The following is a 26066-nucleotide window of genomic DNA, read 5'->3' on the forward strand; positions in this document are numbered from 1 at the left end:
GCGCGCATTGTGCCCGCCGGAACAAAAAAGGCCCGCCGAAGCGGGCCTGATGCCGTGAGGCGCGGAGGCCTTAGAAACCGACGGCTGCGCGCACGAACAGCGAGCGACCCAGCGGATCGGCGTAGCGCGGGTCATAGCCGCGCTGCGAACGGGTGGACTGGTTGGAGAACGGCGGGTCCTTGTCCATCAGGTTCTTCACGCCGAGCGTCAAGGACGTCATCTTGGTGAACTTATACGTCGCGGACACGTCGACCAGCGTGTAGGCGTCGACATCGCCGTAGTAGCTTGCGCCCCCGACGACCGTGGCCGGATCGTTCTGGTCGCGATAACCGCTCAGATGGCGCACGCTGATGCGGGCACCGACCTTGTTCAGCGACCAGGCGGCGCTGATGTTGTGCTTCCACTTGAAGACTGGCGAGCCGTCGCTGTAGATGCCGACGTTTTCCTTGAACGGATCGAGCGGGCTGGTCTGGTACTGATAGGAGCGGACATAGGTGCCGTCGTACGACAGCATCAGCGCGCCCAGCGCACCCAGTTTGGTGTTGTAGCCGGCGGTGATGTCGACACCGTCTGTCTCGACCTTGCCGATGTTGTCGTTGGTCTGGATGATGTAGCCGATGGCGTTGCTGTTGTTGTCCAGGCCTGTGCAGCGGCTCAGGGTGTCCTGGACGGCGATGGGCAGCTTATTGCAGCGCACGAAGTTGGAGCTGTAGCGCGCCGAGTTCGCGATGAGCGTGTCAACCGGCACGAAGCCGATCTGGTCACGCAGCTTGATGTTCCAGTAGTCGAACGAGAAGGTCAGGTCCTTCATTGGCTCAATAGCGAAGCCCATCGTGAAGGTCTTGGACTTCTCCGGCTTCAGTGTGGCGGTGCCGCCCTGCTGAACCTGGGGTTGCTGGCCGCAGTCGCGCCCCTGCACGCCGCCCAGGGCGGCGATGGCCGTGCCCTTGGCATCGCACAGCAGCGGGTCGTTCTTGGCACCTGCCGTGAAGGTCACGGTCTTCGGTGCATACAGGTCATCCAGGCCGGGAGCACGGAAGCCGGTGTTGTAGGAGCCGCGCAGCACGATTTCCTTGATGGGCTGGAAGCGGATGCCGATCTTGGGGTTGGTAGAACTGCCAGCATCCGAGTAGTCGTCGGTACGGATGGCCAGTTGCACCTCGACGTTCTTCCAAACCGGCAGCAGCAGTTCGGCGCCGTAGGCCTTGACGTCACGTTCGCCGCCCTTGTGGTTGATCGAACGGCCAGCCGACGGAATGTTGGTCACGACGTCGTCGTTGGTGTCAAAGCGGTACTTCTCCTTGCGCATTTCGGCGGCGACCGCGATGGCTGCGGCTCCGCCGGGCATCGAGAACAGTTCGCGGCTGGCTCGCACGTCGAAGCCTCTGGTTTCGCCGGTCGCATAGCCAAACACACCCGTGCGCTTGGCCTGTTGGATGATGGCCAGCTCGGCGGCGGTCGGGTCACGGAAGGGATTCAGGTTGCCGGCGGCAACCTGGGCGCGAACGAACGGGGCGCTGACGTAACCATCGGTGGCCGCGTCATTGCCGGTGCTGTGCGAAACCAGTGCGCCAACGCGATAGTCCCAGTCGGCGATGATGCCGCTCAGGTCGATGACGGCGCGTTCGGCTGTGGAGTTCGCCGTATTCGTGCGGCTGCCCGCCGGAACCATGCGCCATCCAGCGCTGACGGGCAGGGTGGTATCCAGGCCCGGATAGTTCTTGGGATAGGCGGGATTGCTGGGTTGGATGGTGATGCCGGTGACCGGGTCCGGTGCAACGCGCGAGACGTTCGTGTTCTGGGTGGACAGGGCTTCGACGGTCAGCACATGGTCGTCGGCAAGCTTGAGCGCGAGGCGGCCGGCGACGGTGTTCTGCTTCGTGTCCGGGATGATGTCGAGCGTCGAGGTGAAGTCGAAGACGCAGGCCTTGTTGTTGGTCGGGTTGACGACCGACAGCGGCGCCGCGCAGTTCGGGGCGGTGATGTTGGCCGTGCCGACGGTGCTGTTCTGCGCAAAGTTGCCGGGGAAGGTCGTGCCGGAGTTGCCACTCACGCCGCGGCTCGGGATGATGCCGGTCTTGGCGAAGTCGCGGTCCAGCGCGCGCACGCGTTGCTGGCGGCGGCTGTCGAACGAGGCCCAGAAGTTGACCTTGTCCTTTTCCAGGTCGCCGAGGCCAAAGGTGACGGACGCGCCTTCCTTCTTGCCACCATCCTCGCTGGGCTTGGTCATTTCAACGACGAACTGACCACCGCGGTAGTTGGACTTGGTGATGAAGTTGATGACGCCGCCGATGGCGTCCGTGCCGTACACCGCAGAGGCGCCGTCACGCAGCACCTCGACGCGTTCGATGACGGCGAAGGGGATGGAGTTCAGGTCGACGGCATTCGCGTCAAACGCGAACGCGGTCATACGGCGGCCGTTCAGCAGCACCAGGGTCTTGTTGCTGCCCAGGCCACGCAGGTTTGCGTACGTTGCGCCGCCCGTGCCGCTACCGATGGAATTGGTGCTGGGCGTGCTGGACTGGCTGGCAGACAGCAGTTCCAGGATGCCTTCCACACTGGTAACTCCCTGCTGACGCAGATCTTCAGCTTTGACAACGGTGATGGGCAATGCGCCTTCGTCGTTCACCGAGCGGCGAATGGCAGAGCCGGTGATTTCGACGCGCTCCAGTGATTGTTGTTGTGCGAATGCCGATTGGGTGGCGGCGGCTAGACAGACCAGCGCAGCGGCGCTGATAGCGTGGCGTTTGAACATTCAGAACTCCTGGAGGGCGTGCGCCTGTTTGGGGCATTCAGCCGGCTTGTGGCCGGGTCAGTGCGCAAAGCGCGGTAAAGAAAATGAGTCGCAAGTGTGAATGCCGGTGTTGGTGTGCAATTCCGGGTTGACCCCAATTGAGCTGTCGCGAACGCTGGGGGGTGTTGCAAACGCGCAAGAACATGCGCCATATCGGGGAATTTAGGATTTGCTAGCTCGCGACATGTTGCGCAATTGCGACGGAATCCTTGTCGCGAAAATCCCAACAATCATCCAACTGCAGTCCATAGATCGTCGCCAGATCGACGATTGCCAAGGCTTGCATCGATTTGGACGAAGGCTGTGCAAAACGTTAGCCCGCCGATGGGGATTGGCTGCACCATGTTGGGGCGTTGGTTCGCTCCAGCCTGTTGCGGGCGTGTGGCGCCGTTTGGGCGATGAAGGCTGTGCCGTGAATGGTCAGCGCCAGTCGGCGGAAGCTAAGCGATGGCGAGGGGCGCGGGCCGGGGGGGGGCTACACATTCTTGAGTTCATCAGGTTTGTGTTGGTCGACAGCGCAGGCCGGCCTGGCAATGGCGGCTTACCCTGGGATTGGCGCATTCGTGGTGCCGGCGCGTCGAATTTGATCGGTGTGCGCTTTCATTTCGGCCCCTGAGGCGGTTCGGCGCGGTGGCGAGGGTTTGGCTGCGGAGTTTCCCGAAGTCTTTATGAATCAGCCAATTAGTTGCGTCGGCGGCTGACGTCTGGCACCGATCCGATGTTCGACGAGCCTGCCGGAGGGGCCTCTTTCGGCTGAGCATGGGGCTTGCCCTTAGCGGTCTTTTAGCGAGTGGTCTGAAACTTGCGAAGAGCTGTCTTGAGCCCAAAAGGCTCGGTCAGCTTTTTTGTCTTCCGAAACACCCCGCACCGGGGCACCCAAGCAACCACGGAGTTGTGCATGCTACGTAAAACAATCTTGTCTCAGAGCCTGCTGATTGCCTTCTCGGCCGCCAGCCTGACCCTCGCCGTGGCTCCGGCAGCCTACGCCCAGTCGACCACGGTTGGTTCGGTGTTCGGCCAAGTCGCTGGGCAGTCCGGCGCCCAGGTCGTCGTTGAAAATGCCGCGACGGGCCTGAAGCGGACCGTTCCGGTTGACACCGCCGGTAAGTTCACGGCTCCTGCACTGCCTCCAGGCAAGTACAAGGCCAGCTTGGTGAAGGATGGGAAGGTCGTTACATCAGTCGAGCTTGAAGTTCTCGCTGGCCGTGGTTCCGAAGTTGTCTTCGACACTGGGGTGACGCAGCAACTGGAAGCTGTGCAGGTGACGGGCCGCGCGCCCACCATTGACGTGTCGCGGTCGGAAAATTCTTCGACGTTCACGGCAGCCCAGCTTGCTGCGCTGCCGGTGGTGACCCGCGACCTCGGCGGCATCATCGCGCTGGCCGCCAACACCACCAAGGCCGATTCGCGGTATGCCGGTGGCGTCAGCATCGGCGGCGGCGCGCCGTCCGAGAATGCCTACTACATCAACGGTCTGCCGGTCACCAATGCGTTGACGCAGCTCGGCTCCATCGAACTGCCGTTCGGAGCTATTCAGCAGGCCGACGTGAAGACCGGCGGCTTCGGTGCCGAGTTTGGTCGTTCGGTCGGTGGTGTGGTCAACATCACGACCAAGAGCGGCTCCAACGAATGGCATGGCGGCGTCTTCATGTCCGTCGAGCCGAACAGCCTGCGGTCAACGCCCAAGAGCTCGTACTACCAGAACACTGGCTCCAACCCTACTACCGACGGCACGGTCTACTTCGACCGCTCCAACAACTCTCGTGACCGCTACAGCTACGGCGCGAGTCTGGGTGGTCCGATCATCAAGGACAGTCTGTTCTTCTTCGTCGCGCTTGATCAGACCAAGACGGACCTGAGCTACGTGAATCGCACGCCGCAAAGCGCGCAGCTCACTTCGAGTGGCTGGGCTGACGAGGTGGACAAGAACAACCGCTATCTGGCGAAGTTCGACTGGTTTATTGGAGACAACCATCAGTTGGAAGCCACGTTCCTTGGCGACAACTACAAGACGACGCAGGACTTCAGCGCTTACGATTACAAGACCGGTCAGAAGGGTCCCTACGTCTATTCCGAGTATTCGAAGAACCTGGATAACGTGACGCCCGCTGTGGGGGGCGAAGGCCGTGCCATCAAGTACACCGGTACGTTGATGAACGACCTGGTGCTGACGGCCATGTATGGCGAAACGACGTCCAAGCACAGCGACGCATACACGTTCGCGCCGACCGATGCCAGCTTCGGTTGGACGTCCACCGGGCGTAACCCCAACCTGACTTACATCACCTCAGCACAGAGCCCCAACCCACTGCCTTACAACTCCACCGGCATCTTGCCGGGTGCGCAGGAGAAGACCAAGGCGTTCCGGCTGGACGTGGACTACCGCATCGGTAAGCACTCGATTCGCGCCGGCATGGACGAGAACCGTCTGAAGTCGATCAATGCTGGCGTGGCGACGATCGGCAGTACCTCGTACAACTATCAAAGTACGACGAGTGGGACCTTCACGGGCTCCGGCGGCACCATCCCCATCAGCACGCTGACGACGCAGGTCAACGGCCGCTACTACTACGTCGAGCGTCGCATCTTCAACTCGGTGACGGACGCGCAGTCGAACCAGTCGGCCCAGTACATCGAAGACACGCATGAAGTCAACGATCGCCTGACGCTGAAGTACGGTTTGCGCAATGAAAGCTTCGTCAACAAGAACGGTGATGGCGAAACCTTCCTCGAGTCCAAGAACTTCCTGAGCCCGCGCTTCGCCGGCACCTGGGACGTGAACGGCGACTCGTCCATGAAGGTGTACGGTTCGGCCGGCCGCTACAGCCTGCAGATCCCGACTCACGTGGCCGTCCGTGGTGCCAGCCGTTCGACCTACACCCGGCAATACTTCGCGTACACCGGTGTCGACCAGAAAACCGGCCTGCCCACCGGTCTGAGCGCCACCGGCCAGCCATTCTCGACGAACAACGAGTACGGCCAAGCGAAGGACGTCAAGTCTGTTTCTGCCCAGGACATCAAGCCCACTTACCAGGATGAAGTGACGCTGGGTCTGGAAAAGGCGCTGAGCCCGACTTATGTCGCTGGCGTCAAGCTGACCTACCGCAAGCTGAAGGCCACCATCGATGACTTGTGCGATGCGCGTCCGTTCGAGCAGTACGCTGCCGACAACAACATCGACACGTCGAACTGGGCTGGCTTCGGCTGCGCCTCGTTCAATCCGGGGTCGAGCAACAAGTTCCTGGTGGACTATGCGGGTAACGGTCAGCACACGCTCGTCAACCTGAGTGCTGCGGATCTCGGCTTCGAGAAGCCCAAGCGTAGCTACCTGGCCCTGGACTTCTCGCTGGAGCATCGCCTTCGCAACGGCTGGTACGGCAAGGTGACCTACACCTACTCAAAGAGCAAGGGCAACACGGAAGGCCAGACCAGGTCCGACAACGCGCAGACGGACGTCGCGGCGACCTCGACCTGGGATACGCCTGAGCTGATGGTGGGTTCGTACGGCTACCTGCCGAACGATCGCACCCACTCGCTGAAGGCCTACGGCTACTACCAGGTCGCGCCGGAGTGGACGGTTGGCGCCAACATGCTGGCCGAGTCGGGTCGTCCGAAGAACTGCTTCGGCAACTACGCCGGCCCCGCCACGCCGGACTTCGACACGTACGATTACGGCAACGTGTATTTCTACTGCGCTGGCCAGCCCAGCAGCCGTGGCTCCCAAGGTCGCCTGCCCTGGAACTACAAGCTGGACCTGAACCTGGCTTACAAGCCAGGCTTCGTGAAGGGCCTGACGTTGCGTGCCGATGTGTTCAACGTCTTCAACACGCAGACCACCGCAGTGGTCGATGAAACGCGCGAGGTCAGTTACGACCCCAGCTCGGTGCTGCCGACCTACGGCCGTGTCATCAGCTATACCGCGCCGCGGGCTGTTCGGCTGACTGCCGAATACAACTTCTGATAGAAGGCGTATTCGTCAAAAGCATAGGGCCGCGCAAGCGGCCCTTTTTCATGGTGCGGCGAGAGGCGGCGCTCAATGTCCCTCGGCCTTCACCCTCAATCTCCACGCATGCAGCAGCGGCTCCGTGTAGCCGCTGGGCTGGGCTTCGCCCTTGAACACCAGGTCTAGCGCCGCTTGCATGGCGGCGCCTTGCGGGTGGTCGGCCAGCGGCAGGTAGGCGGGGTCGCCGGCGTTCTGGCGGTCGACGACGCGGGCCATGCGGGTGAAGGTCTCACGCACCTGTTCGGCGGTCACGACGCCATGGCGTAGCCAGTTGGCGATGTGCTGGCTGCTGATGCGCAGCGTGGCACGGTCTTCCATCAGGCCCACGCCGTTGATGTCGGGCACCTTGGAGCAGCCCACGCCCTGGTCCACCCAGCGCACGACGTAGCCGAGGATGCCCTGCACGTTGTTGTCCAGCTCCTGCTGGCGCTGCTCGGGCGTCCAGTCGGCCTGGGGGGCGACGGGGATGGTCAGCAGTGCGTTCAGGATGGCGTCGCGTTCGGCGGCGAGGTCCACCTTCTCGAGTTCCTGCTGCACCGCGGCCACGTTGACCTGGTGGTAGTGCAGCGCATGCAGCGTCGCGGCAGTGGGGGAGGGCACCCAGGCGGTGTTGGCGCCGGCCTTGGGGTGGCCAATCTTCTGCTCCAGCATGGCGGCCATCAGGTCGGGCATGGCCCACATGCCTTTGCCGATCTGCGCGCGGCCACGCAGGCCGCAGGCCAGGCCCGTCAGCACGTTGCTGCGCTCGTAGGCCGTGATCCAGCGGGACGTCTTCATGTCGCCCTTGCGCAGCATGGGGCCGGCGCGCATGGCGGTGTGCATCTCGTCGCCGGTGCGGTCCAGGAAGCCGGTGTTGATGAAGGCGACGCGGCTGGCCGCTGCGGCGATGCAGGCCTTGAGGTTGACCGATGTGCGGCGCTCCTCGTCCATGATGCCCAGCTTGACCGTGCTGTCGGCCAAGCCCAGCAGCTGCTCGACGCGCGTGAACAGCTCGGCCGCGAAGGCCACTTCGGCCGGGCCGTGCATCTTGGGCTTGACGATATAGACGCTGCCCGTGCGCGAATTGCCGCGACGTTTCAGGTCGTGCATCGCGATGGTCGTCGTGATGACCGCGTCCATGATGCCTTCCGGGATCTCGCTGCCGTCGTCCAGCAGGATGGCCGGGTTGGTCATCAGGTGGCCCACATTGCGCACGAACATGAGGGATCGGCCGTGCAGCGTGACGGTGCCGCCGTTGGAGGCGGTGTAGACGCGGTCGGCGTTCAGGCGGCGCGTGAACGTGGTGCCGCCCTTGGCGACTTCCTCGGTCAGCGTGCCCTGCTGGATGCCCAGCCAGTTGCGGTAGGCCAGCAGCTTGTCCTCGGCGTCGACGGCGGCGACGGAGTCTTCCAGGTCCAGGATGGTGGAGAGCGCGGCTTCCAGCACGAGGTCGGCGACGCCAGCCGGGTCGCTCTTGCCGATCGCGGTCGAGCGGTCGATGCGGAGGTCCAGGTGCAGGCCGTGGTGCACCAGCAGCACGCTGGTCGGCGCGGCGGCGTCGCCCTGATAGCCGGCAAAGGTGGCGGCGTCCTTCAGGCCGGTCGTCGCGCCGGAGGCGAGCGTGATGACCAACTGGCCGTTCTCGACGCGGTAGCCGGTCGACTCGGCATGCGAGCCCGTGGCCAGCGGCGCCGCCTGATCCAGCACCTGGCGGGCGTAGGCGATGACCTTGGCGCCGCGCACCGGGTTGTAGGCACCGGCGCGCGTGGCGCCGTCGGCCTCGGGGATGGCGTCGGTGCCGTACAGCGCGTCGTACAGCGAGCCCCAGCGGGCGTTTGCGGCATTCAGCGCGTAGCGCGCATTCAGGATGGGCACCACCAACTGCGGGCCGGCTTGCAGGGCCAGTTCGGCGTCGACGTTGGCCGTCGTCGCCTGCACCTGCGCGGGCGGCTCGACGAGGTAGCCGATCTGCTTCAGAAAGGCCTGATAGGCCGGCATGTCCGCGATGGGGCCGGGGTGGGCCTCGTGCCAGGCGTCCAGCTCCGACTGCAGCCGGTCACGCTCGGCGAGCAGCGCGCGGTTCTTCGGCGCCAGCTCGTGGGCGATGCGGCTGAAGCCAGCCCAGAACGCCTCGGCGGTGACGCCGGTGCCGGGCAGCACCTCGGTGGCTATGAAGCGGGCCAGGTCGGCATCGACCTGCAGGCGGTGGAGGGGAGTGCGTGTGGTGGCCATGGACAAGCTCCTCGAAAGACAGCGACAGATTGCCGCGCATCTTGCCGTTGCGCGAGCCCTTATTTGCTGCAGTGCACGCAAAGGAATAGGTGGGGAAAACGCATGAATATCGAACTGAAGTCGAATGTTTGCGCTGTCTGTCCACCACAATCCTAGGCCCGGCAGTCGCCCGCTCGACACTCAACGAAAGTCTCGATGCCTCATGACCTTGGCTATTCGGCGCAGTTCACCTGCGCTGGCGATGCGCGCTGCATGCCCGCGGGTCTGTCGCTTCGGGCCGCTGGCGGTGTTGCTTCTTCGTGCGGGCACGAGCCCGCGGCGTCGGCGCGCCTTGCCAGCGGCCCGCTTCGCCCGGGCGCGCTCCAGGCCCAAGGCCCGACAGCCTCCTAGGTCGATGGACAAGCTCAAGCAGATCGAGTCCTTCGCGCTCGTGGCCGCCAAGGGCAGCCTGACGGCGGCGGCGGCGGTCGAGGGCGTGGCGCCGGCCGTCATGGGGCGCCGGCTGGACGCGCTGGAGGCGCGGCTGGGCGTCAAGCTGATGCTGCGCACGACGCGGCGGCTGACGCTGACGCCCGAGGGCCAGGCGTTTTTGGAAGACTGCCAGCGCCTCATCGCCGCGCTGGCCGACGCCGAGGCGGCCGTCAGCGCCGGCGGCCTGAAGGCCAGCGGTCACCTGCGCGTGACGGCGCCGGCCGGCTTCGGCCGCCGGCACGTGGCGCCGCTGGTGCCGGGCTTTCTCGCCGAGCATGCGGACCTGAGCCTGTCGCTGAACCTGAGCGACCGTGTCGTCGACATCGTCCACGAGGGCTTCGACTGCGCGGTGCGCGTGGGTGACCTGCCGGACTCCAGCCTCGTCAGCACGCGGCTGGCCGACAACCGCCGGCTGTGCGTGGCCACGCCCGGCTATCTGAAGCGGGCGGGCACGCCGACGCACCCCGACGAACTGGCACGCCATGCCTGCCTGACGCTGAGTTCGGAGGCCAGCCAGGTGCGCGGCTGGGCCTTCCAGATCGACGGCGAGCTGCGGCATTTGCGGCCTGAAACCCGCACGCAGGGCCGGCTGGACTGCAGCGACGGCCAGGTGCTGCACGACTGGTGCGTGGCTGGCCTCGGCATTGCGTGGCGCAGCACCTGGGAGGTCGAGGCCGACCTTGCGGCGGGCCGGCTCGTCAGCGTGCTCGACGACTTCGCCGCGCCGCCCAACGGCATCTACGCGGTGTTCCCGCAGTCACGCCACCTGCCGCTGCGCACGCGGTTGTGGGTGGAGCACCTGCGGGCGCATTACGGGCGCGCAGACTACTGGCGCGGCTGACGGACGTATTGCGCGGGCCGAGCGCCGGGCCGCTCCCAAGCCGGCCCGCGTTGGGCGATGCGCGGGCGGCTCAATGCCGCACGCATCGCCGTCCCCTCGGGGGGCTGAGTCTGGACACGGGCCGTCCAGCGGACGGACTGTGCCTGCCGAAGCGTTGCGGCGCGAGCCGCAGGGTGGTCCCAGACCAGGATTGCCCGCGTACAGCGGCGCAAGACTGGGCGAGGGGCTCGTTCAATCCCCGAACTGCACCTTCGCCCGCTGCTTCACCCAGCCCTCGAACTTCGCGCCGTAGGCCTCTTCCACGCGGTTGCGCTTGACCTTGAAGGTGGGCGTGATGAAGCCGTTGTCGACCGTCCAGGGCGTCTTGATGAGCACCAGCGTGTCGAGCTGCTCGTGCGGGTCCAGCCGCACGTTGACGTCGGCCAGGTGCTGGGCCAACTCGGCCTTCAGGCCCTCGGCATCGGTGGCCGCGCGTTGCAGGCCCAGTGGTGACAGCATCGCGATGCCCAGCGGCTGGCCCAGGTTGGCGCCGGCCACGCAGCAGGCCTCGATGGCGGGGTTCATGCCCAGCTTGTCTTCGATGGGCGCGGGCGCCACGTACTTGCCCTTGCTGGTCTTGAACAAGTCCTTCACGCGGCCGGTGATGCGGGCGCAGCCGTCGTCCGCGATGCTGGCCTTGTCGCCCGTGCGCAGCCAGCCGTCGGCGGTCAGCGCATCGGCGGTCATCTGCGGCTCCTTGTAATAGCCCAGCATCAGCGCCGGGCTGCGCATCTGCAACTCGCCGGTCTGCGTGTCGATGCGAACCTGCACGCCCGGGTAGGCGGGCCCGACCGTGCCGAACTGGCGCTTGCCGGCCTCGGTGATGTGGGACAGCGCCAGGTTCTCCGTCATGCCGTAGCCCTCGTTGATGCGCAGGCCCAGCGCCTCGTACCACTCGAGCAGGGCCAGCGGCATCGGCGCGGCACCGCCGGCGGCGAATCTGCATTGGTCCAGCCCCAGCGCCTTGAGCACCTTGCGGCGCACCAGGCCGCCGATGAGCGGCAGGCGCAGCAGCAAGGCCAGCTTGGGCTGCGGCAGCTTGGCCTGCACGCCCTGCTGGAACTTGACCCACAGCCGCGGCACCGAGAAGAACACCGTGGGCCGGGCGCGCTGCAGGTCGGCGGCGAAGGTGTCCAGCGATTCGGCGAAGTAGATCTTCAAGCCGGTGGTCAGCCAGCCGTGCTCGACCAGCGTGCGCTCGACGACGTGGGCCAGCGGCAGGTAGGACAGCATGCGGTCCTGGGCCGTCAGCGGGATGCGCGCCAGCCCGCTCTGCAGGGCCCAGGCGAAGGCGCCGAAGCTGTGCATGACGCCCTTGGGGTTGCCGGTCGTGCCCGAGGTGTAGATCAGCGTGCACAGCTCGTCGGCCCCGCGCGACACCGCGCCGGCCAGCGGCGCCGTGCGGGCGCAGATGGCGTCCCAGCTTTCGTAGGCGGCCTTGGCGTCGTCGGGCGACAGCGCGTAGCTCGCGCCGGCCAGGCCGGCCGGCACGCCGGGCTTCATCAGCGGCCAGTCGTCCAGCTTGCCGACGAAGACGAAGCGTGTCTCGCTGTGCGCGAGGATCTGCGACACGGTCTCGGCGGCCAGCGTCGGGTACAGCGGCACGCTGACGTAGCCCGCCATCCAGATGGCCAGGTCGCTCATCAGCCACCAGGCGCAGTTCTTGGACAGGATGGCCACCTTGGCGTCGGCGGGCCAGCCCTCGGCCTGGCCCTTGGCCTTCAGGAACGCGGCCATGCGGCGCACCTGGTCGCCGATCTGGCCCCAGGTGAAGTCGCGCACCTCGGTGCCGCCCATCGGCTGGGTGAGTGTCACCGTGTCGGCCGCCGTGCGCTCCCAGTGATAAAGGCGTTGCAGCGCGAGCTGGTCGGTGGCAATGGTGGCCATGCAGGTCTCCGGATACTTTTCGGTTTGGGAACCCGCGAACTTACCGCGTGATGGGCCCTCGTCCGGGCGAGGCGGCGCATTTGGCGTGACGCGGTGCCGGGTTTCTCTAGAGTGGCGACTCTAGGCTGACTGCCTCAGTACACCGTCGTCGGCGGGTCGCCGAGCAGTTCCTGCAGCAGGGCGCGGGCCTTCAGCAGGTCGCGGTTGATGCTGCGTGTGGACACGTTGCGCATCAGTGCGACCTCCGCGAGCGTCAGGCCGGCAAAGCCCACCATCTCGATGAGTTCGTACAGCCGCGCGTCCAGCTCGCTCATGCGCGCGAGCGCCTGGTCCAGGCCGATGAGGTCCACGGCCTGGCTTTGCACGGCGGCCACGCCGGCAGCGGCGGACAGCGTCACCATGACGGCATCGCCGCCGCGCTTGTCACGGCCCTCGGCGCGCAGGTGATCGATGACGACCGAGCGCAGCACGCGCCCGACGTAGGCGAAGAACTGGCCGCGCGTCTCGCCCTGCAGGCCCTGCCGGTCGGCCATGCGCAGGAAGCCCTCGTGCACCAGGGCCGTCGTGTCCAGGCCGGCGACGCGGCTGCCGGGGCCGCTTTGGGCGAGGCGGATGCGGGCGACGCGCTTGATCTCGGGGTAGAGCACCGCGTAGAGCTGCTGCAGCGACGCGGCGTCGCCGCGTGCGGTGCCGGCGAGCAGCTCGGTGATCGGGGGCTGCGTCACCATGGTGGCGCCGTGCCCGGGGCGGCGTGCCGACCCATCGCGCCGGGGCGCTGCATGCAAAGCCTGCGCCCGGGCGTCATGGGGTCAGTCGTCCTGGAAGGCGGCCAGCGCGGCCGCGATGTCGGCGTCGGCCGCCTCGCGCGTCACCGGCGCGTCGGCCACCAGGCCCTCGCGCTTGAGCCGCGCCACCCACTGGCCAGCGTCGCGGCCCTGCTCGAAGGCGGCGCTTTGCAGCAGCAGCGCGCCGTCGGCCGACAGCAGCTTGAAGTAGAACTTGCCGTCCGCCTCGCGGTACTGCTTGAACACCGGCAGCGCGACCTTCTCGGCCTTGGCGACGGCGGTGGCGGCGGTCTGCGTGTAGGGGCGCAGACCCACGGCCTCGCGCAGCGTCTTGAGGAAAGGCACGGCGATGGCCCGGGCCCGCGCGGCGCCAGCCTGCAGGATGGCCTCGAGCTTCTCCGGGTGCGCCATCAGTTCGTCGTAGACCGCGCGCATCGGGCCGATCTGGCCTTCGATCAGCGCGACCAGCTGCTGCTTGGCCTCGCCCCAGCCCAGGCCTTCGCGCAAAGCAGTGCGGAAGGCTGCACGCTGCTCGGGCGTGGCGAAGGCGTCGTACAGCGTGACGAGTGTCTGGCCCTCGGGGTCTTTCGGTTCGCCGGGCAGCTTGCTGTCGGTGACGATGCGCGCGACCGCCTCCTTCAGCGCCTTGGCGCCGCCTTCGAAGAGCGGGATGACGTTGTCATAGCTCTTGCTCATCTTGCGGCCGTCCAGGCCGGGCAGCAGCTCCATCTCGGCGTCCACCACGGCCTCGGGCAGCACGAAGAACTCGCGGCCCTGGCCGAACAGGTGGTTGAAGCGCTGGGCGATGTCTCGCGTCATCTCGATGTGCTGCACCTGGTCCTTGCCCACCGGCACCTTGTGGGCGTTGAACATCAGGATGTCGGCCGCCATCAGCACCGGGTAGCTGAACAGGCCCATCGTGACGTTGGCATCGGGCTCCTCGCCGGCGGCCGTCGCCGCGTCCACCGCGGCCTTGTAGGCGTGGGCGCGGTTCATCTGGCCCTTGGCCGTCACGCAGGTCAGCAGCCAGCTCAGCTCGGGGATCTCGGGGATGTCGCTCTGGCGGTAGAGCGTGACGCGGGAGGTGTCCAGCCCGGCGGCCACCCAGGTGGCGGCGATGGCGCGGCTGGAGCGGGCGAGGCGGTCCGGCTCGTCGCACTTGATCAGCGCGTGGAAGTCGGCCATGAAGAAGAAGCTCTCCACGCCGGGGGCGCGGCTGGCGGCCACCGCCGGGCGGATGGCGCCGACGTAATTGCCGAGATGCAGGGTGCCGGTCGTGGTGATGCCGGTCAGGACGCGGTGGGACATGGGCTGCCGTGAAAGTTCAGCCCGGATTGTGGCCTCAGCTTCGCCTTTTGGCCGGCGGCCCCGCCACGGAGGCGCGCCAGGTGACGGAGATGTCGAACCGGCGCGACACGGGCAGCGCCATGCCGTAGCAGCGGTTCAGCAGCCAGTGCACGCCGGCCTGCGTGACCGCGTGGCTGGGAATGTGCACCGACGTGAGCCGGGGTGCGGCGAAGGCGGCGCTCGGCGTGTCGTCGTAACCCAGCACCGACGCGTCGTGCGGCACCGCCACGCCGCGCTCCTGGAAGTGCGCGAGCAGGCCGATGGCCATTTCGTCGTTGGCGCAGAAGACGGCCGTGGGGCGCTTCTTCAGCGCGAGCAGCGCCTGGGCCGCGTCCCAGCCGGCCTGGTTGGAGAAGTCGCCTGGCACCGTGACCACGTTGCCGGCGCTCACGCCGTGCGCCGCCAGCTCGGCCATGAAGCCGGCCAGGCGGGCGACGTTGTCGGGTGACGTGGCGGGGCCGGCCACCACGGCGATGTGCTGGTGCCGGTGCTGCAGCAGCGCCCGTGCGGCATGGGCGCCGCCCTGCGTGTGGTCGGCCGTGAAGCATTGGGCCTTGAAGCGGTCGAAGTGCCGGTTCAGCACGACCACCTGGCGTGCGGCGGGGCCCAGCGCGCGGAGGTCGGCGTCCTGCAGCGCGTTGGACATCACGACGAGGCCGTCGCAGTCGCGGTCGAGCAGGAAGCGCATGCCCTCGTTGGCCTCGGCGCGCTCGTCGCCCAGGCCTTCGCCGAAGGCCACCACCATGTGCAGGCCGTGGCCGCGCAGCGTGAGGTCGATGGCGCTCAGGATGGGGGTGTAGTAGGTGCCGCGCAGAAAGGGGATGTAGACGCCGATCAGACGGGACCTGCCGTTGCCCAGCGTGCGCGCGGCGTGCGAGGGGCGGAACTTCAGTTGCGCAATGACCTCGCGCACGCGCTCGGCCGTGGCCGGTGCGACCGCGCCATGGCCGCTGATGACGCGCGACGCCGTGCCCACGCCCACGCCGGCCAGCCGCGCCACATCCTTGATCGTTGCCATTCGCTTCCCGTGTACTTCAGTGGACCCGCGCCGCGCGGCGTGCGGGCCGGCGCGCATTCGATCACAGGGGGCAGACGGGCTGCGGATCGGCGGGCTCGGGCAGGCGCGCCGTGCTGCCGGTGGTCTCCCTGCCGCTCAGCCCGCCGCCCACGGGCCACCAGGGGCGGGCTTCCCGCGTGCTGAACTGGCAGGGCCCCGCCGGCCACGGGAAGGGCAGGCGGCCCGTGAAGCCGGGCCAGGGCTTGCTGCCGTCCGGGGCGATCAGCAGGTCGGTGAGGCCCGCGCCTTCGCTGCCGGGCAGCCAGGCGGCGACGAAGGCGTCGCTGCGGTTGGCCAGGTCGTTCACGTACAGCGGCCGGCCCGAGTACAGCACCGTGACGACCGGCGCACCACGGCCGGCGACGCGCTGCAGCACGGCCAGGTCTTGCGGGTAGCGCCGGCTGTGGCGCAGGTTGTCGGTGACGCGGATGTCGCCCTCGCCCTCGGCGTACGGCGCCTCGCCGATGACGGCGATGACGGCGTCGAAGCGGGCCGGGTCCTGCGTCGCGCCGTCCTCGTCGAACGTGACCTGCGCGTCGCCCAGCCGCTGGCGCAAGGCGGCCAGCAGCGTGGTGCCCTGCGGGAAGTCGGCATTGGTGGCGTCGCGCGCCTGCCAGCTGACGCTCCAGCCGCCGGCCTGCCGGGCCATGCTGTCGGCCGCAGCCCCCACCACCAGCACGCGGGCGCTGCGCTTGAGCGGCAGCAGGCCGGGCCGGTGCTTCAGCAGCACGAGCGACTCTCGCACCGCCCGACGGGCCAGTTCGGGCGACTGCAGCGCCTCCACCGTGGCGGGCACGGCGGATTGCATGCCCAGGCTGAACTTCACGCGCAGGATGCGTCGCACCGCGTCGTCCAGCCGGGCCATCGGGATGCGGCCCTGCTCGACGGCGCGCACGGTGTTCTCGTGGAAGGCCTTCCACTGGAACGGCACCATGACGATGTCGATGCCGGCATTGATGGCGGCCGGGCAGTCCTCGTTGCGGCAGCCGGGCAGCTGCCCCACGCCGTCCCAGTCGCTGACGACGAGGCCGTCGAACGCCAGGCGCTGCTTCAGCAGGCCGGTCAGCAGCGTGGTGTTGCCATGCATCTTGCCGTGGGCGGTGTAGTCGGCGCTGTCGGTCCAGCTGCTGAACGACGCCATGACCGTCAGCACGCCGGCATCCAGCGCGCCGAGGTAGCCCGCGCCGTGGACCTGGGCGAGTTCCAGCGGCGTGGCGTGCGCAACCCCCTGGTCGATGCCGCGTCGCGTGCCGCCGTCGGCCAGGTAGTGCTTGGCGGTGGCGAGCACGCCGAGGCCTTGCTTCATGCCCTCCTGCAGGCCCCGCACCGAGGCTTCGCCCAGGCGGCGCACGAGCGCGGGGTCGCTGCTGAAGCTCTCGTAGGTGCGGCCCCAGCGCACGTCCTGCACGACGGCCAGCGTCGGCGCGAAGGTCCAGTGCAGGCCCGAGGCGCGCACCGCGCGGGCGGTGGCGCGGCCGATGTCGCGCACGAGCTCGGCGTCGCGCGTGGCACCCAGGCCGATGTTGTGCGGGAACAGCGTGGCGCCGCGCACGTTGTTGTGGCCGTGGACGGCGTCGGTGCCCCAGATCAGCGGGATGCCGGGTGTCGCGGCCTGCGCGGCAGCCTGGAACTCCTCGGCCAGCGCCTTCCACTGCGCGGGCGACGCGCTGCGGTCGTTGCCCGGCCAGCCGCCGCCACCGTTGAGCACGGTGCCGATGGCGTACTCGCGCACCTGGGCCGGCGTGATGGCGCGGATCTCGGGCTGCACGATCTGGCCCACCTTCTGCCGCACGCTCAGGCCTTGCAGCGCCGCCTCCACGCGTGCCTCCAGTGCCGCGTCGCGCTGCGGCGACCGCACGGGCCAGGGCTTCAGGACCGCATCGGTCGCGCCGTCGGCGGCGTGCGGCGTGGTGTGCAGCGCCAACAGCAAGGCGATGGCGAGGAACCGGGGGTGTTGTCTCATCGTTGTGGCCTCTTTTGGGGTGCGCGACGGTAGTGGCCGGCGCAAAAGCGCGTCAATCCCCGGGCCGCGATCCATTGACAAGCCTCGGGCGGTGCCGGTAGATTTTCAGCGGAGTGGAACCGATTCCATTTGAGCCGATGCGAGGCCGGCGAACAAGACGGTCGAGCAGACTGGTCTCAGCGCCGCCTGTTCCGCAAACGCGTCGGCGCCGGCATGCCCGTCGCCGATCTCCCGAACCCGCGCGGCCGCGTGCCGGCAACCCCGAGCCCGCCCATGAGCTTTCACAACACCCCGCAGCGCCACGACTTCCCCGCCGATTTCTGCTGGGGCGTGTCCACGTCCTCGTTCCAGATCGAGGGTGCCGGCCAGGAGGACGGCAAGGGCGAGTCCATCTGGGACCGCTTCTGCCGCGAGCCCGGCCGCATCCGCGACGGCGCCGACGGCCTGGTTGCCTGCGATCACTACCACCTGTGGCCGCAGGACCTGGACCTGGCGCGCTCGCTGGGTGTCAATGCCTACCGCTTCTCCATCGCGTGGCCGCGCGTGCTGCCGCAGGGAACGTCGGCGCGCGGCGGGGTGAACGAAGCCGGCCTGGCCTTCTACGACCGGCTGGTGGACGGCATGCTCGAACGCGGGCTGGACCCGTGGTGCACGCTCTACCACTGGGACCTGCCGCAGGCGCTGCAGGACGGCGGCGGCTGGACCTCGCGCGAGACGGTGGCGGCCTTCCTCGAGTACACCGATGTCGTCACGCGCCGGCTGGGCGACCGCGTGAAGCACTGGATCACGCACAACGAGCCCTGGTGCTCCTGCATGATGAGCTACTGGGAGGGCGTGCACGCGCCCGGTGGCCGCAGCCTGGCCGACGCCATGCAGGCATGCCACCATGTGCTGTTGTCGCACGGGCAGGCCATCCCGCTGATCCGCCGCAACGCCCCGGGCGCCCAGGTCGGCATCACGCTGAGTCTGCACCCCATCACGAGCGCGACTGACAGCGCCGAGGACCTGGCCGCCGCGCGCCGCCACGACGGGCTGCGCAACCGCTGGTTTCTGGACCCGCTGTTCGGCCGGGGCTACCCGGCCGACACGCTGGCGCTGCTGGGCGATGCGGCGCCGGCCGTGCAGCTCGGTGACCTGGCCGACATCGCCACGCCGACCGACTTTCTCGGCGTGAACTACTACTTTCCCGAGCGCGTGGCCGACGATCCCAGCGCCAGCCATGGCCCGATGCGCGCCCGGCTCGTCGAGACAGCCGGCGTGGAGCGCACGGCCTTCGGCTGGGAGGTGTCACCCCCGGGGCTGGTGGACCTGCTGGCCCGCGTGCACCGCGACTACGCGCCGCCCGTCATCCAGCTGACCGAGAACGGCTCCACCTTCGACGACGTGCTGACCCCCGAGGGCCGCGTGCACGACGCTCAGCGCCTGTCCTATCTGCAGCGCCACCTCACGGCGCTGAAGCAGGCGCTCGACGCGGGCGTGCCGGTCAAGGGCTACTTCGCCTGGAGCCTGCTGGACAACTTCGAATGGGCCGAGGGCTATCTGCGCCGCTTTGGCATCGCCTATGTGGACTACGCGACGCAGCGCCGCATCCTGAAGGACAGCGGCCTTTGGTATGGCCGGTTCCTGAAGGGGTGAGCGACGCCGCGAGGCACGCCGAGCGAGGTGCGCAGGCGCTGCTGGTTGAGCGAAGGCGGCGCTTGCTGCTCAGCGCGCCATCAGCTCGCCCAGGCGCACCGCGCCGCCGGGTTGCCATGCGGGGTTGAACTGCAGGTCGCTCTTCTCGAACAGCATGACGACCGTGGAGCCCAGCAGGAAGCGGCCCATCTCCTCGCCCTGGGCGAGCGTGACCTGCCCGGCGGGGTAATTCCAGGCGTGCACCGGGCCGCTGCGGTTGACGAGGCCGTGCCAGACCGTGGCCATGCTGCCCACGATGGTGGCGCCCACGAGCACCAGCACCCAGCGACCTAAAGCGTCGTCATCGAACACGCACACCAGCCGCTCGTTGCGGGCAAACAGCCCCGGCACGCCGCGCGCTGTCGTCGGGTTCACGGAGAACAGTTCGCCCGGCACATGCACCATGCTCACCAGGCGCCCGCTGGCGGGCATGTGGATGCGGTGGTAGTCCTTGGGGCTGAGGTAGAGGTTGGCGAACAGGCCATCCTGGTAGCGCGCGGCCAGTTCGGCGTCGCCGCCGACGAGGGCGGTCGTCGAGAACGCCTGGCCCTTGGCCTGGTAGATCTGGTCGCCCTGGATGCGGCCGACCTGGCTGATCGCGCCGTCCACCGGGCAGATCAGCGGCGCGTCGGCCAGCGGGCGGGCGCCGGGCTTCAGCGCGCGCGTGAAGAAGTCGTTGAAGGTCTTGTAGGCGGTGATGTCCGGCTGCGCCGCCTCGGCCATGTTGACGCCGTAGTGCGCCACGAAGCGCCGGATGATCGACGTCGTCACGTGGCCCCACGCGTTGGATGCGACGAACTTGGCGAAGCGTGTCATCGCCAGCTTGGGCATCAGGTATTGGGGCAGGACTTTGAGACGGTCGGACATGGCATCGGGGCCGGTAGCGGGACGCGGATTCTAGAAAGCCGGCCGCCCGCCCGCCGCCCGGGATATCGCCAGGGGGGGCGTGGCGGGCGTGCCGGCCGGCGCGGCGCGCGCAGCGGCGCCACCGCCGGCATCATCGCGCTGCTGCGATGATTCGTCGTTGGCTGGGAGGAATCATGCGTTTCCATTTGATGCCGGTCGCGCTGCTGGGCCTGACCGCTGCCCTGGCGGGCTGCGCGCTGCCGCCGCCGGCCGCGCGGCCGGAGTCGGCACTGCCGGCGAACGCGCTGCGGGCCGATGCCGGCCGGGTGGGCGTGGCCATGAGCCCGGCGCCGCGCGCGGACACCGAATTCCCCGGCGCGGGCCGCCTGTGGTGCCTGGCCGTCGCGTCGATCGCCCACGGCCCGCTCACCGACCATGTCCGCACGCTGTCGCCGCACGACCTGCCGACGCTGAAGGACCGGGCGGCCGCGCTGCTGCGCGCGCGCGGCGCGGAGCCGGTGATCCTGCCCGAGCCGCTGGAGCTGCGGGCGCTGGCGTTCGCTGCATCCGACGCAGCGGACGCGCCGGACGCAGCGCCCCGCCAGGACTTCCGCCCCCTCAAGAGCCGTCACCAGATCGACAAGCTGCTGGTGATCGACATCGAGAGCCTGGGCGTTGCGCGCCGCTACAGCCGCTGCGTCGCCGACGGCGAGCCACAGGTCGTCTTCAACGGCGCGATCTACCTCGTCGACCTGAAGACGAATGCGCTGGAATGGCACCACGCGGTTCGCCTCGCGCAGCCTGGCGATGCCAACTGGGACGAATGGCCCAAGTACCCGCACCTGGACGCCGCGTTCTTCAAGACGCTGCAGATGGGCAAGGAGGAACTGCTGCGTCCGTTGCGCTGACACGGATGGGGCAGGCGCCGGCCGGCGTCGATAATTGCCGGCGACCCATGGCCATCGTTCACAGCTCCTTCTACCGTTTCACTCCCGTCGCCGATCCGGCGGCATTCGCCGCCTGGCTGCGCGACGCCGCAGCCGGCCTGGGCGGCGGCGTCGTTCTCGTCGCGGCCGAAGGGCTGAGCGCGGCCATCGCCGGCGAGGCCGAGGCTGTGCACGCCTTCGAGGCGCGCCTGCAGGAACAACCCGGTTTCTCCGGCCTGCACTTCAAGCACAACGCCTGCGAGCGGCTGCCGTTCAGCCGGCTCAAGGTCTCGGTCAAGCGCGAGATCGTCGCCTTCGGCGTGCCCGGCGTCAGCGGCGACGCCACCGACACCCATGTCAGCCCGCAGCGCTGGCGCGAACTGCTGGCCGACCCCGACACCGTCGTCATCGACAACCGCAACAGCTTCGAGTTCCAGCTGGGCCGTTTTCGCGGCGCCATCGACCCCGGCGTGGCGCATTTCCGCGACTTCCCGGCCTATGTCGAGGCGCACCGCGACGCCTGGCAGGGCAAGACGGTGGCCATGTACTGCACCGGCGGCATCCGCTGCGAGAAAACGGCCGCCTGGATGCAGGCCCAGGGCCTGAAGGTCGCGCAGCTGGACGGCGGCATCCTGAACTTCCTCGAGACCTTCCCCGACGCCGCCGCCGACTGGCATGGCGAGTGCTACGTCTTCGACAAGCGCATCGCCATTGACGCCGCTGCCCGCGAGACCGGCACGACGGCCGAGCAGGTCTTCACCGACCCCGCCGACGCCTGGCGGCTGAACCGCGCGCGGCGGCTGGACCCTGAAACCTGATGTCTTTGACGAAGCCCGACAATCGCGCCCTCGCATCGAGCACCCAGCCATGTCCCACCTGATCGTCCACGGCGGCACGCCCCTCTCGGGCCGCATCATTCCCTCGGCGAACAAGAACGCCGTCCTGCCCATCCTGTGCGCCACGCTGCTGACCAAGGCGCCCGTGCGCCTGCGCGGCGTGCCCGAGATCACCGACGTGAAGAAGATCGTCGAGGTCTTCCGCAAGCTCGGCTCCAAGGTCGAGCTGGACTTCAAGACCGGCATCCTGGACGTGCATCACCAGGACACCCGCTTCGACCCGGCCACCGACCGCCTGCCCGAGGAAATGCGCTCGTCCATCATGCTGGTGCCCGGGCTGATGGCCCGCTTCGGCGCGGCGCGCATCGAGGACGACGTCAAGGGCTGCACGCTGGGTGCGCGTGAGATCGACCCGCACGTGGAAGTCTTCCAGCGCTTCGGTGCCAACGTCGAGCGCCTGCCCGACGGCCTGGTGCTGAAGGTCGACCGCCCGCTGACGGCCAACGACCACTGGACGGACTACGCCTCCGTCACGACGACCGAGAACTTCGTGCTGTGCGCGGCGCTGGCTGACGGCGTGTCCACGCTGACCAACGCCGCCAGCGAGCCGCATGTGCAGGAGTTCTGCAACTTCATGTCGCTGCTGGGCGCGCAGATCGAAGGCCATGGCACGTCCAAGCTGAAGATCACCGGCGTCCAGGAGCTGGGCGGCGCCGACTACACCTTCACCGAAGACTTCCACGAGATCGTCACCTTCCTCGCTTTGGGCGCCATCACCGGCGGCAACGTGCAGGTCAAGAACGGCGCGCCGGAGATGTTCCCGCTGCTGGACCGCACCTTCGCGAAGTTCGGCGTGCAGATCGTCCACGAGGACGGCTGGAGCCGCTGCGTGACGAACGGCCCGCTGAAGGTCAAGGAGCCGTTCACGCGCAACATCCTGCAGAAGGTGGAAGCCGCCCCCTGGCCCTATGTGCCGGTGGACCTGCTGCCCATCTTCGTGGCGCTCGGCGTGAAGGCCGAGGGCAGCGTGATGTTCTGGAACAAGGTCTACGACGGGGCGATGGGCTGGACCAGCGAGCTCGCCAAGTTCGGCGCCCACGCCTTCCTGAGCGACCCACACCGCATGATCACCTTCGGCGGCAAGCCGCTGAGCCCGGCCGAGGTGGAGAGCCCCTACATCATCCGCGTGGCCATCGCGCTGCTGATGGTGGCGGCCAGCATTCCCGGCAAGAGCCTCATCAAGAACGCGACCCCCATCCGCCGCGCGCACCCGAATTTCGTCGAGCACATCGGCGAGCTGGGTGCCCGCATGGAGTGGGTGGAAGGCGACTGAGCGTGCGGCGGTGGTTGTTCGCGGCGGCGATGACGATCGCCGCGCCGGCCGTGTCGGCCGAGACCATCTACTGGGTGGCGCAGGACTTGCCGCCGCATTTCAGCTTCGTCAACGGCCATGCACCGCGCAGCGTCGCCGAGCTGGCGCATGGCGAGGTGGACGGCTTCCTGCGGGTGCTGCTGCCCCGCATGCCCGAGTTCGAGCATGAGTTCATCGAGGCCAGCACGGCGCGCTACGAGGCGTTGTCGCGCAGCGGCCAGACGTTGTGCTCGGCCCTGCATGTGCGCACCCCGGCGCGCACCGGCTGGCTGTATTTCTCGCACCTGTTCCCGTCGCTGCTCGCGCGCGAGATCCACGTCATCGTGCGGCGCGATTCGCTGCCCCGGATTGCCCAGGGCCGGCCGGCGGATGCCCGCATCACGCTGGCCGAGTTGCTGCGCCGCCGCGACCTGACGCTGCTGCTGGCGCGCGACCGCGCGTACGGCCCGCAGATCGACAAGGCGCTGGCCGGCATCTCCGTGCCCCGGCTGGCCGTGGGCGCGCAGCCGGTCAGCCAGGTGCTGGACATGCTGCGCGCCGGCCGCATGGACTTCACGCTGGACTACCCGGCCATCGTCAACGACTACCTCAAGCGCGTCGACGACCCCGGCGCGCTCGTCGCGCTGCCCATCGCCGAGGGGCGCACGACGCTGCTGGCCATGGTGTCGTGCAGCCGCACGCCGGACGGACGGCGCTACATCGAGGCGATCGACGCGGCGGTGCGCGCGCTGGCCCGCGATGCCGATCGGGCGAGCTGGGTGCGCGAATGGCGCGCCGACCGCGCCGATCCGGCCGACATGCGGCGCCTGAACGCCTACATGGACGACCGCGCCCGCGGCGGGCCTCGCGTCGAGTAGCCGCAGCACGGCCACGCGCCGGTCATTGATCGACATGCTCTCTCTTTCCTCCCGCACCGGTCAGCGCGCCGGCCGTGCCGACCTGGTGTCGCGCGCATGAGCCGCCCGCCCAAGCCGGCCCTGCCGCTGCGTGACGGCGTGGGCGCCAGCGCCGTCTTCTGCCCGCCGGGGCCCTGGCCCACGCTGCTCGACTTTCTCGCCGAGCGCCTGCCGCGGGTGGCCGACTGGCCCGAGCGTCTGGCGCGCGGCGATGTCGTCGACGAGGGCGGGCAGCCCGTCGCGGCCGGCTATGTGCCGAATCGCCGCGTCTTCTACTGGCGCTACCTGGCCGACGAGCCGGCGGTGCCGTTCGAGGAACGCATCGTCTTCCAGGACGAGCACCTGCTCGTGGCCGACAAGCCGCATTTCCTGCCCGTGACGCCGGCCGGCCTGTACGCCCGCCAGACGCTGATGGCGCGCTTGCGCCACCGCACCGGGCTGGCCGATCTCATCCCCGTGCACCGGCTCGACCGCGAGACCGCCGGGCTGGTGGTTTTCTGCGTGCGGGCCGATGAGCGTGATGCCTATCACCGCCTGTTCCGCGATCGCACGGTCGACAAGGTCTACGACGCGATCGCGCCTGCGGGCGAGGGGCCCTGGCCACGTGTCGTGCGGCACCGCCTGATGGAGCCCGACACCGAGCAGTTCCTGCAGATGCAGGTCGTCGACGGCGAACCCAACGCCGAGACCTGGATCAACCTCGTCGAGCGGCTGCCCGGCGGACTGGCGCGTTACGAGCTGCGCCCGCACACGGGGGCCCGCCATCAGCTGCGCGTGCAGATGAATGCGCTCGGCCTGCCGCTGGTGGGTGACCGTGTCTACCCCGTGCTGCTGCCGCACGAGAACCCGCCGCGCTTCGACGCGCCGCTGCAGCTCGTCGCACGCGAGATCGCCTTCACCGACCCCGTCACGGGGCAGCCGCGGCGGTTCTCGCGGGGCGCCATGACAATCCCGGCGCCGAAAGAGAAGCCGTGAACGCCGCCGATCCACAAGCCAAGATCCAGGCGCTGCGCCGCCAGCTGCAGTCGCTGCTCGACGCCGCCAAGGCCAACGAGCGCAAGCTGGACCGCTTCGACGCGCTGGAGCGCCGGCTCATCGCGGTGGAGTCTCTGGAGGAGCTGGTCAAGCTGCTGCTCGTCGAATGCCGGGCCGAGTTCGGGCTGGATGCCGCCGAGCTGTGGCTGCTCGACCCCGACGGCGAGCTGCAGCGCGCGCTGCCCGGCCTGCCGATGGCACCGGCACCGCAACTGCTGGCTCACCACGGCCCGCTGAGGGCCTTGTTCGGCACGGCGCGCACCACACGCCTCATCGCGCCAGGCCATGACGAGGCCCTGCTCGCGGCGGCTTTCGGCGCCGGGGCGCGCATGCGCTCGGCGGCGCTGCTGCCGCTCGTCCGCCAGGGGCTGCTGATCGGCAGCCTGCATTTCGGCTCGTCGGACGCCGGCCGCTACGACGCGTCGTCGGGCACCAAGTTCCTGGATCGCCTGGCCGCGATCGCCGCCATCGCCATCGAGAGCATGCTCAACCGCGAGCGCCTGCGCCGCGCCGGCATGACCGATGGCCTGACCGGCGTGCACAACCGCCGCTACTTCGACCACCGCAGCCTCATCGAGTTCAGCCAGGCCGTGCGCCACCGCTACCCGCTGGCCTGCCTGTTCCTGGACATCGACCATTTCAAGGCCATCAACGACGGCCACGGCCATCCGGTGGGCGACGAGGTGCTGCGCCAGGTGGGCGGGATGATCCTGCGCTCGCTGCGCACGGGCGATCTCGCGGCCCGCTATGGCGGCGAGGAGTTCGTCGTGCTGCTGCCGCGCACCGACCTCGCCGGCGCCCGCGAGGTGGCCGAGCGCATCCGGCTGATGGTGCAGGCCGCGCCGTTCGTGACGCCCGAGGGCGGCACCCTCAGCGCCACGCTGTCCGCCGGGCTGGCCATGCTGCCGGCCGGCGCGGCGAGCTTTGCCGAGCTGCTCGGCGCGGCGGACCGCGCGCTCTACGAAGCCAAGCGCCAGGGGCGCAACCGCACGGTGGCCGGCGGCGCACCGGTGTCGTGAAGCAGTGCGCATGTCAGAGTCCGGAATCGCTGAGACCTCATAAAAACCCCGATCAATCAGATCG

The 26066-nt window shown here is 68.4% G+C and carries 17 protein-coding genes; 9 read left to right on the plus strand and 8 right to left on the minus strand.

What is annotated here, in order from left to right:
- Nucleotides 1-70: 70 nt before the first annotated feature.
- Nucleotides 71-2755, minus strand: coding sequence for a TonB-dependent receptor (locus ACG00X_RS12610; RefSeq protein WP_394488533.1), 2685 nt, complete (start codon nucleotides 2753-2755; stop codon nucleotides 71-73).
- A 955-nt stretch (nucleotides 2756-3710) separates the two neighbouring features.
- Here ACG00X_RS12610 and ACG00X_RS12615 point away from each other — a divergent pair.
- Nucleotides 3711-6755 (plus strand): TonB-dependent receptor, encoded by a 3045-nt coding sequence (locus ACG00X_RS12615; protein ID WP_394488534.1) that lies wholly within the window; start codon nucleotides 3711-3713, stop codon nucleotides 6753-6755.
- Nucleotides 6756-6827: 72 nt separating this feature from the next.
- Here the strand turns inward: ACG00X_RS12615 and ACG00X_RS12620 are convergent, their stop codons facing one another.
- Nucleotides 6828-9008 (minus strand): malate synthase G, encoded by a 2181-nt coding sequence (locus ACG00X_RS12620; RefSeq protein ID WP_394488535.1) that lies wholly within the window; start codon nucleotides 9006-9008, stop codon nucleotides 6828-6830.
- Between the two features lie 394 nt (nucleotides 9009-9402).
- Between ACG00X_RS12620 and ACG00X_RS12625 the strand changes: the two genes are divergently transcribed.
- Nucleotides 9403-10320, plus strand: a complete 918-nt coding sequence (locus ACG00X_RS12625) for a LysR family transcriptional regulator (protein ID WP_394488536.1) — start codon at nucleotides 9403-9405, stop codon at nucleotides 10318-10320.
- Between the two features lie 231 nt (nucleotides 10321-10551).
- Here the strand turns inward: ACG00X_RS12625 and ACG00X_RS12630 are convergent, their stop codons facing one another.
- The 5 genes from ACG00X_RS12630 to ACG00X_RS12650 form a co-directional block, all read right to left on the minus strand.
- Nucleotides 10552-12246, minus strand: coding sequence for an AMP-binding protein (locus ACG00X_RS12630; protein ID WP_394488537.1), 1695 nt, complete (start codon nucleotides 12244-12246; stop codon nucleotides 10552-10554).
- Between the two features lie 134 nt (nucleotides 12247-12380).
- Nucleotides 12381-12974: an ECF-type sigma factor gene (locus ACG00X_RS12635; protein WP_394488538.1), complete on the minus strand. Its 594-nt coding sequence runs from the start codon at nucleotides 12972-12974 to the stop codon at nucleotides 12381-12383.
- A gap of 81 nt (nucleotides 12975-13055) precedes the next feature.
- The gene (locus ACG00X_RS12640; RefSeq protein ID WP_394488539.1) at nucleotides 13056-14339 is read right to left on the minus strand and encodes a tryptophan--tRNA ligase; all 1284 of its coding nucleotides are present in this window, start codon (nucleotides 14337-14339) and stop codon (nucleotides 13056-13058) included.
- A gap of 34 nt (nucleotides 14340-14373) precedes the next feature.
- On the minus strand, nucleotides 14374-15396 hold the full coding sequence (locus ACG00X_RS12645) for a LacI family DNA-binding transcriptional regulator (protein WP_394488540.1): 1023 nt from the start codon (nucleotides 15394-15396) through the stop codon (nucleotides 14374-14376).
- A gap of 61 nt (nucleotides 15397-15457) precedes the next feature.
- Nucleotides 15458-17398 (minus strand): glycoside hydrolase family 3 protein, encoded by a 1941-nt coding sequence (locus ACG00X_RS12650; protein WP_394488541.1) that lies wholly within the window; start codon nucleotides 17396-17398, stop codon nucleotides 15458-15460.
- A 273-nt stretch (nucleotides 17399-17671) separates the two neighbouring features.
- Here ACG00X_RS12650 and ACG00X_RS12655 point away from each other — a divergent pair, with 273 nt between their 5' ends.
- Nucleotides 17672-19033: a GH1 family beta-glucosidase gene (locus ACG00X_RS12655; protein WP_394488542.1), complete on the plus strand. Its 1362-nt coding sequence runs from the start codon at nucleotides 17672-17674 to the stop codon at nucleotides 19031-19033.
- Between the two features lie 69 nt (nucleotides 19034-19102).
- On the opposite strand, the gene asd is transcribed toward ACG00X_RS12655, so the two are convergent.
- Entirely contained in the window at nucleotides 19103-19939 is an 837-nt protein-coding gene (asd, locus tag ACG00X_RS12660) for an archaetidylserine decarboxylase (protein ID WP_394488543.1), read from the minus strand.
- A 173-nt stretch (nucleotides 19940-20112) separates the two neighbouring features.
- On the opposite strand from asd, the gene ACG00X_RS12665 reads away from it, so the two are divergent.
- The 6 genes from ACG00X_RS12665 to ACG00X_RS12690 all read left to right on the plus strand — a co-directional run bounded on the left by ACG00X_RS12665 (nucleotide 20113) and on the right by ACG00X_RS12690 (nucleotide 26002).
- Nucleotides 20113-20826 (plus strand): hypothetical protein, encoded by a 714-nt coding sequence (locus ACG00X_RS12665; protein ID WP_394488544.1) that lies wholly within the window; start codon nucleotides 20113-20115, stop codon nucleotides 20824-20826.
- Nucleotides 20827-20873: 47 nt separating this feature from the next.
- Nucleotides 20874-21662, plus strand: a complete 789-nt coding sequence (trhO, locus tag ACG00X_RS12670; protein ID WP_394488545.1) for an oxygen-dependent tRNA uridine(34) hydroxylase TrhO — start codon at nucleotides 20874-20876, stop codon at nucleotides 21660-21662.
- 49 nt (nucleotides 21663-21711) lie between these two features.
- Entirely contained in the window at nucleotides 21712-23013 is a 1302-nt protein-coding gene (locus ACG00X_RS12675; RefSeq protein ID WP_394488546.1) for a UDP-N-acetylglucosamine 1-carboxyvinyltransferase, read from the plus strand.
- A 29-nt stretch (nucleotides 23014-23042) separates the two neighbouring features.
- Nucleotides 23043-23909: a hypothetical protein gene (locus ACG00X_RS12680; protein ID WP_394488547.1), complete on the plus strand. Its 867-nt coding sequence runs from the start codon at nucleotides 23043-23045 to the stop codon at nucleotides 23907-23909.
- 96 nt (nucleotides 23910-24005) lie between these two features.
- Nucleotides 24006-24923 carry a pseudouridine synthase gene (locus tag ACG00X_RS12685; RefSeq protein WP_394488548.1) on the plus strand — a complete coding sequence of 306 codons (918 nt, stop codon included), beginning with the start codon at nucleotides 24006-24008 and terminating at the stop codon, nucleotides 24921-24923.
- Complete coding sequence (locus tag ACG00X_RS12690) at nucleotides 24920-26002, plus strand: GGDEF domain-containing protein (RefSeq protein ID WP_394488549.1); 1083 nt, start codon at nucleotides 24920-24922, stop codon at nucleotides 26000-26002. Before ACG00X_RS12685 ends, ACG00X_RS12690 begins: the two co-directional genes overlap by 4 nt.
- Nucleotides 26003-26066 lie beyond the last annotated feature (64 nt).

Source organism: Pelomonas nitida (assembly GCF_043555975.1).
Classification (GTDB): domain Bacteria; phylum Pseudomonadota; class Gammaproteobacteria; order Burkholderiales; family Burkholderiaceae_C; genus Pelomonas; species Pelomonas nitida.

Coding starts and splice junctions, on each gene's coding strand:
- ACG00X_RS12610 (WP_394488533.1), bottom strand. CDS start 2,755: ATGTTCAAACGCCACGCTATCAGCGCCGCTGCGCTGGTCTGTCTAGCC.
- ACG00X_RS12620 (WP_394488535.1), bottom strand. CDS start 9,008: ATGGCCACCACACGCACTCCCCTCCACCGCCTGCAGGTCGATGCCGAC.
- ACG00X_RS12625 (WP_394488536.1), top strand. CDS start 9,403: ATGGACAAGCTCAAGCAGATCGAGTCCTTCGCGCTCGTGGCCGCCAAG.
- ACG00X_RS12630 (WP_394488537.1), bottom strand. CDS start 12,246: ATGGCCACCATTGCCACCGACCAGCTCGCGCTGCAACGCCTTTATCAC.
- ACG00X_RS12635 (WP_394488538.1), bottom strand. CDS start 12,974: ATGGTGACGCAGCCCCCGATCACCGAGCTGCTCGCCGGCACCGCACGC.
- ACG00X_RS12640 (WP_394488539.1), bottom strand. CDS start 14,339: ATGTCCCACCGCGTCCTGACCGGCATCACCACGACCGGCACCCTGCAT.
- ACG00X_RS12645 (WP_394488540.1), bottom strand. CDS start 15,396: ATGGCAACGATCAAGGATGTGGCGCGGCTGGCCGGCGTGGGCGTGGGC.
- ACG00X_RS12650 (WP_394488541.1), bottom strand. CDS start 17,398: ATGAGACAACACCCCCGGTTCCTCGCCATCGCCTTGCTGTTGGCGCTG.
- ACG00X_RS12655 (WP_394488542.1), top strand. CDS start 17,672: ATGAGCTTTCACAACACCCCGCAGCGCCACGACTTCCCCGCCGATTTC.
- asd (WP_394488543.1), bottom strand. CDS start 19,939: ATGTCCGACCGTCTCAAAGTCCTGCCCCAATACCTGATGCCCAAGCTG.
- ACG00X_RS12665 (WP_394488544.1), top strand. CDS start 20,113: ATGCGTTTCCATTTGATGCCGGTCGCGCTGCTGGGCCTGACCGCTGCC.
- trhO (WP_394488545.1), top strand. CDS start 20,874: ATGGCCATCGTTCACAGCTCCTTCTACCGTTTCACTCCCGTCGCCGAT.
- ACG00X_RS12675 (WP_394488546.1), top strand. CDS start 21,712: ATGTCCCACCTGATCGTCCACGGCGGCACGCCCCTCTCGGGCCGCATC.
- ACG00X_RS12680 (WP_394488547.1), top strand. CDS start 23,043: ATGACGATCGCCGCGCCGGCCGTGTCGGCCGAGACCATCTACTGGGTG.
- ACG00X_RS12685 (WP_394488548.1), top strand. CDS start 24,006: ATGAGCCGCCCGCCCAAGCCGGCCCTGCCGCTGCGTGACGGCGTGGGC.